General features: G+C 66.3%; 4 protein-coding genes. 1 reads left to right on the plus strand and 3 read right to left on the minus strand.

Translation table 11 applies throughout. From position 1 onward, the window contains the following. Nucleotides 1–86 precede the first annotated feature (86 nt). From ABW137_RS12575 to ABW137_RS12585, 3 genes are read right to left on the minus strand one after another with little or no spacing between them, the layout of a single operon-like run. The gene (locus tag ABW137_RS12575) at nt 87–359 is read right to left on the minus strand and encodes a hypothetical protein (protein ID WP_526400339.1); all 273 of its coding nucleotides are present in this window, start codon (nt 357–359) and stop codon (nt 87–89) included. A gap of 14 nt (nt 360–373) precedes the next feature. Then, complete coding sequence (locus tag ABW137_RS12580; protein ID WP_526400341.1) at nt 374–967, minus strand: hypothetical protein; 594 nt, start codon at nt 965–967, stop codon at nt 374–376. Further along, nucleotides 968–1,180, minus strand: coding sequence for a hypothetical protein (locus ABW137_RS12585; RefSeq protein WP_526400343.1), 213 nt, complete (start codon nt 1,178–1,180; stop codon nt 968–970). It abuts the gene before it with no gap. Nucleotides 1,181–1,235: 55 nt separating this feature from the next. On the opposite strand from ABW137_RS12585, the gene ABW137_RS12590 reads away from it, so the two are divergent. Beyond that, nucleotides 1,236–7,004: toxin glutamine deamidase domain-containing protein (locus ABW137_RS12590; protein ID WP_526400345.1), on the plus strand; the 5,769-nt coding region annotated here is incomplete at its 3' end.

The following is a 7,004-nucleotide window of genomic DNA, read 5'->3' on the forward strand; positions in this document are numbered from 1 at the left end:
GATCGGGTGCGCAGCAGTCCCCTGCTGAAGGGGATTCCAATAGCGCTGTTAGTCAACCCGATTCATCAAGCGGCCAGAGCGGGCAGTCAAGTCCGCAGCAGTCCCCGGGCGACGGAGCCACCGATGGGGCCGCCTCGAATCACGCCGAAGGGCGCGACCCGCAGTCGACGTCGCAGCAGGGTGCGACCGACCAGCCGAATGGCAGGCCCGATGCACAGCAGGGTGCGACCGACAAGCCGAGCAACCAGCCCGTCCCGCAGCAGGTCACTGAGGCTGGTGGGCCCAACACCGTGGGTACGAACACCGCGGGTACCGACAGTACTGGTACGGACACCGGCAATTCGACTCCAACGCAGCATGACTCGCAGTCGAGTCAGGATTCCAGCCGCGGACCCGAGCCCGCGTCCCCCGAGAGGGGTGACAACGGGGCGTCGGATACCCCACCGGCGCATGCCGAGACGCCGCCGCCCGTTTCACAACCACCGACCGGCGGGCCGTCCGAGTCCCCGACGGCGGATGGCGGATCGGCGACCCAATCGGCCCCGCCGGACCAGATGCCCGCCGCGACTTCAGATCTCGGCGATGCTGCACCGCCACCGGACAGACCGCACGAGGAAGGCGGGCCGCCGAGCGACCAGCCCTCGCATGTCGGCACGTCGCCGTCCGATACCAACGGCAGTTCCAGCTCCCCGAACCAGTCGCCGCCACCGTCAACAGCGGAACCCAACACCGGAACCCCACCACCGCCCGCCACCACGTCGACCACGCCGCCGCTTGCTGCGAATTCCGGCACGGTAGCCAGCCCGCCGCCCGCGCCGGCGAACGCTCCGACCAACGCGCCGTCAACTGGCTCCGCAACCTCGCCCGGTGCACAGCCGGGGCCCCCCAACACCTCGTCGGCTCCCACCACGTCGAACACCCCGAGCGGATCGTCGTCCCCAAGCTCGACGGCTACCCAAACGCCCACTCAGGCTGGCACCCAGGCGAAGTCGGGGTCGGCGGGCCTGGGGGCGTCGTCGAACTCGGCACCGACGGCCGTGTCCAACATCGCGAGCAGCACCGCCTCGGCACCGGCCTCACGATCGACCGCGCAAGAGCAATCCGAAGTCGTGGTTGGAATGGTGCCCGCGCAGACGCCGCCGGCGGCCGACACGTCGCCCAGGCCGCGACCCAAGGTCACCAGCGGAGGGCCACCGCGCAAGTTGCCACCACCGCAGCACGATCCGAATGTCGACGTGTCCAGTGACGAGTCGTGGCGCCACGACCCCGCAACGACCGCGGAGTGGTTCGAGCCACTGGATCCGACGCCTCGCGAGGATGTCGATGCCCATCGCGACGATGCGTTCATGCAGACGGTGGACGCCGAGGTTGCAAACGTGCTCACAGACAGCACGCCCACCCGCATGCCGACCCCGCACACCACCCTGATCCGGTACGACCTGAGGCGAATCGAGGTGGCGCCGAACAAGTTCGTGCAGGAATATACGGTCAAGTTGAACGTGTCGGCAGACCGCGATCCCGCCATCGAGTCCGACACCGTGGCCAACATCCAAGCCAAGGTGAAGGCCGGAGTCGACAGTCTGCTGAACAATGGCAACCGCCTACCGAGCGGAGACGAATTCCGCGTCAAGGTCGACTTCACCGACATCGGGGCCCACGCCACGGTCAGAGTTGGCAACTTCGAGGAGAACACGCAGACGAGGTGGCGGCCGGACGCCAGCGAGAACGTGCTCGCCCACGAGATTCTGCACTACCTCGGCGTGCCCGACGAGGGCCGGGACGGAAGGATCGCGCTCCGTCGACACGACCAGAACTCGGGGGTGCACGGCAGCGACGGCGGCATGATGGGTCCGGACGTTCTGGGGCACGATCCGCGTCTGCGCCCGCGTCACCTGTGGATGGTGGAGCGTGCGGCGAACAGCCAGTTGCTGGTGCCCACGTCGCTGCTCACCGCAGCCGACAATGCGCGCCCACCGTTGCCCCCCAAGGTCTTCGACGTTGACGACCAGCCAAGCGAGACGTCGCGCGCGCCGAAGCCCGCAGCGAAGCGCGACCGTTCGACTCCACCCCGCGACGCTCCTCCGGCGAAACGAGCACGGGTCGACGACTCGGGTCCGTCAGCGCATTCCGACGACGCCGACGTCGACATGGCCGACGACACCCAACCGGACCCTGGCTCGGTGGCCCAGCAACTCAGCGGACTCACCCTCGTTGCCGACACGAGGACCAACGGCAAGTTCGATGAACTGCTGCTGAGCAAGCTCGACAAGCCGCTGACCAAGGAGAATTACCTAGAGCGCCTGAATGACAGCGTCGACCACGATCATCCAATATCGTTCGTGGTCAACGCCACTGTGTCGCACAAGGGTCTCGACCAGCTGGCCGACGTGGTCAACAGCATCATGAATGGGGCCGAGGGCCTCGACGGCCGAGTCGCCGTGGTGGTCGGTGTCAATGCTCCACCCAGCGCCCAGGCGGACCTGAAGGCCGCTCTCGACGCCGCCAAGACACAGCTCGACGGTATCCAACACCCAGTGGCGTTGGTCGGCAGCCTCGTCCACGTTCCCGACCCGAAGAAATTGCCTTACGGAACCTGGCGCAATGAAACCCTGAACAGCGGGGCGCACCGCGACGCCGTCGAGGCGATGGCCGCGAGGGGCACCCACCCGTACATCTCGATCCAGGACTTCGACGGCGCCTCGCGCACGGTCGAGGGCGGCAAGCACATCTTCAACCACGTCATCGATTCGTTGCGGACCGCGCCCGGACTGCCCGCGGCCAAACCTCTTGCCTACATTGGTGGTTACCGCGCCTCCGCCGACATCGTCGACGCGACGAAGGCTCGAAACAAGAAGATGAGCGCCGACAAGAAGTCCGATCCCAGGGACAGGCGGTTTCCGCCGGACGCGAAGAAGAAATTGAATGCGTCCGACTTCGCAGACGACTTCAACCGGCGGATCGGCCAAGACATGGCCACCCGGGATCGGTTGGCCGCCCTCGGCCCCCTTCTTCCCTACTCGCCGGAACCCAACTTGTTCATCGACGCGATCCCACCGTTCGTCGACGGAGAGGTGCGTTTCAGCAGCGCCGAATCCGAGGCCGACGGTCTGAACACCGCGCTCGCGGCGTTTCATGCCAACGAACTCCGGTCCATGTATCCGGCACCCGGGTATCCGTCCAAGCGGGATACGAAACTGTCGAAGCCGGTGATCGAGACGACGATCGAGCAAAACTCGGCCTCGGCTTTGCACGTCGATGCGAGCACCGGGCGCCACGCCATTCGAGGCGAGTCGTTCGTCGCCGACTTCCACGGTTCGGCGATCGAAACCGACCTGTCGCGCTTGGCGAGGGACTACGCCAAGAAGAACCAGGTCCCTCAGACGCATGCCAACTTGGCCAAGACCGTCGGCCGCCTCCACAACAACGAGAAGAAGATTGACAAGCGTGGACTCAGTCTGGCGGCGGTCCGCGACGACCTCCCGAGAGTCCTAGGTCCCGGCGACAAGCCGGTCGATTCCGCAATCTTCACCTCCGAGGGAGACCTCGCCCGCAACAACCTCCCCCAAGGGGTCACCGCTACGTCCGAGAAGGCCGGTCTGGAGCGCGCTCTCGATCCCAAGTTGTCGACCGCAGTCGGCCAGGCTGTCGACCCCGACACGCCCGGCGCGCGACCACAGACCATCTATACCGGCATCGACCAAGGCGACCGCCGTCAGATGATCGTGGGCGCTGTGGGCGTTGCGATTTCAGGTCCCCAAGCTGCGCTGCAATACCGCTTCCACCAACTCCACGGCATCGCGATCGATGGGAAATCCGGCAGCACCGCCGCGAACGGCCTCTACGCCGCCGTTGCGGCACAGCTGGGGAAGGGGGACAAACGGAGCCCGGACACACTCCGCAACGACGCCATCAGATCGGTCGCCACGGTCGATCCGACGAGCGGCGACGCCGTCGGCCCGGAGCTCGCCAACTTCGACTCCGACCACCCGACAACCCCCGGCGACCTCGTCAATGCGGTATTGCAGCCCAGTCCCACTCCCACACCGCCCGACTGGTCGGGTCGCGAGAGACGTCCACTCGTGTCGCGCGAGGAAATGAGAAGGGCGCAGCGGTATTACGGCGGAAGAGGGGACGAGGGCGAGTCCGGGTCCGAGACGGTAACCGGCGATCCAGAGCCAACTCCAGACCCGGCGAACTCCATTCGCAACGCCGAGGCCATTGCCATCAAGACGCTGGCGACGCACCTCCGTCGTCCGATCGAGGTGCATTATCCAGGCGAGCCTCCGGTCACCCATACCCCGGCCGATCCGACGAAGGCGAGTGCCGGGTCACCGGTGCGGATAGAGGCGACACCCTTGCCCAATGGGCGCAGTACGTTCTCCGCCAGTGCACCGCCGTCGTCGCTCGAGGGTCCGGTTTCCGGGCTGTCCGATACGGTGAGCCCGGCCGGGGATCGGTCCGGCCAGGCGGATCGGGGTGGGTCCTCGCCGGCCGAGTCGCGGGTGGAGTTGCCGCGATCGGAGCAATCTCATCGCGACGTCGCCGAGTGGGTGGGCGACGTCAACAACGATGGGGATCGCTCGGTGTTGCCTGCGGGTGAGCGGTTGACCAATTGCGGTCCCACGACGTGGGCGGTGTTCGATCGGCTCTCGGGAACGCATAGTTTTGGGCGGGCGCATCCCGTGCAGTTGCGGGCCGAAGACGTTGGTGACGTCACGGGGTTGCCTTTGCTGGCGAGTGATCCCGACGCAATCGCCGACCAGCTGCGCGACGCGGGTGTGGGCGCGCACACCGTGGTGGCGGTCAGGTTCGACAACGGGTTGGCGCACAGCTTCAACGCCATGTTCGACGGTGATGGCGTGTGGGCCGTCGATGGGCAGCACGGCACGATCACCGCGTGGCCGCCGAGTCTGGGCCGGGAGGGCAACCCGGTCACCGGCTGGTTCGCCGGCACCCCTGCATCGCAGTCCGGTCATGGCGAGGTGAGCGGGATTGAGCAGGAGTTGGTGCACGGGGCGTCGCCCGACGTCACGCCCGACGTCACGCCCGAGGGTGCCTTCGAAGGGCTCGCGCAGGGTGCGTCCGCGGAGCCAACCACCGCGCAGGCAGACCCGCGTAAGACCGCCGCCGAGAGGAAGGAGAGGAGGGAGAGGAAGGCGCGAGAGGAACTCCTTTACGGAGACTTCGGCAGCCCCCGGGTCGTGCCGGTCACGTTCGAGGATGGGGAGCCGCTCGGAGGCAGCAGCGGCGTGCGCCTGCACCACGTGGACGGCCGTAAGGTGGCGATCAAGCCGACTCGCGGTGCGCGTGCCGTGAAGACCGAGTTGCTCGCCCAGGCCCTGATGCGCGCAGCGGGAGCTCCCACCCTGCAGGCGACACCGGTCCTCGTTCAGGGCAGGGGTGCCCAAATCCATCTGATGTCGGAATTCGTGGCAGGCAAGAAGCCGGACAAGTCGGTTCACGCCCAATTCGGCGGACACCCCGACGTCGCCCGGTTCGCCGCCGCGGACATGCTCCTCAGCAACTGGGACGGTCACAAGGACGACGCATACATGACCGCCGGTCGGCGAGTGGTGCGGATCGACGTCGGAGGCGCACTGGATGTACGTGCCCAAGGCGACATCCGGGAAGGGTGGCGGAGCTCCGACGTCGCCAAGGCGGACTTCGAGGTCGAGGAGATCAAGCCAGGTTCAGACATGCGGAAGAACAAGCCGTACGAGAAACTCACCGACCGGGAGATTGCCGATTCGATCCGCATGGTGGCCGACCACCTCACTCCAGAGGCCATCGACGACGCCATCCGCGAGTCCCGCTATCCGCGCGACGAGGGCGCGGAGTTGAAGACCGTCCTCCAGGCCCGAATCGCCAAGGCGCTCGAATGGGCGGACGGGGTATATCCCGCTCAGGAGATCGAGAACCGGTCCTTCGGAACAGTTCTCGAACGCAAGCCCCGGACGGCGCTGCAGCAGCTCGAGGAAGACTTCGGATACGAACCGACCGCAGATTTGGTCGACCCGCACACGATCGAGCAGCTGCGCTCGGATACCTTGGCCCGCAACGAGTCCGAGTACTCGACGATGCTGTCCGTGGGCGACTCTCCGGTGGCCGACGCCCTCGGTCCCAAGCCGCTCCCGTCCGAGAAGGAGGACGAACTCGAACCCCGGACGGCGTTGCAGCAGCTCGAAGAGGACTTCGGATACGAACCGACCGCAGATTTCGTAGACCCGCGCACGATCGAGCAGCTGCGCTCGGAGACTTTGGCCCGCAATGAGTCCGAGTACACGACGATGCTGTCAGTCCGCAAATCCCCGGTGGCCGACGCGCTTGGCCCCAAACCGTACGCGTTCGAGCAGAAGGTGGACGGCATCGTCCCCGAAGTTGGTCCGGAGGAATTGTTCCGCGCCTCGCAGCACGGCGACGACCGCGCCCGCAAGCGATTTGCCGAGCACTCCGCCATGCTCGACGGCGGCGTACTCATTCGTCGGATGTCGGAGGCCGAGGTCGAGGCCTTCCAGACCGCCCTCGCCTCCGACGACCTCCTCGAGATTGAGAAAGCACTCTTCCCTACTCCTCCGCCTGGTGCTGCGTGGGGAAAACGCGGCGAGATAGTCTGGTCCCTCAACGACACCTTTCAGTTCACCCGGGAGCTCAAACCCGACACTGCGGGATCGGTGTCGGGTGCTACCCGCCATGACCCCGAGGACTACAAGAAGGTCCTCGAAATCCCGGTGACCGCGGAGATGGCCAGACAACTCGGCCAGAACCTCTACATCAGCAACCCGGTGAAGGGCGCGAAACCAGCAGCCTTCCAGGGCAATCCGAATTTGAAGTACGAGGGCACCGCAGGCGGGGCGAACAACTCCACTGGCGTGCCCAACGTGGTGATCAAACGCAACGGCTTCGCGGACTTCTGGTCGACGGTGCGCAAGGTCAGAGTCTTCGACGCCGCCGGACACGTCTCGGCGAACAGGTACGAACCCGCCGTTGAGACGGCCGCGGAGCGG

It is taken from the genome of Mycobacterium sp., assembly GCF_040509115.1.
GTDB lineage: Bacteria > Actinomycetota > Actinomycetes > Mycobacteriales > Mycobacteriaceae > Mycobacterium.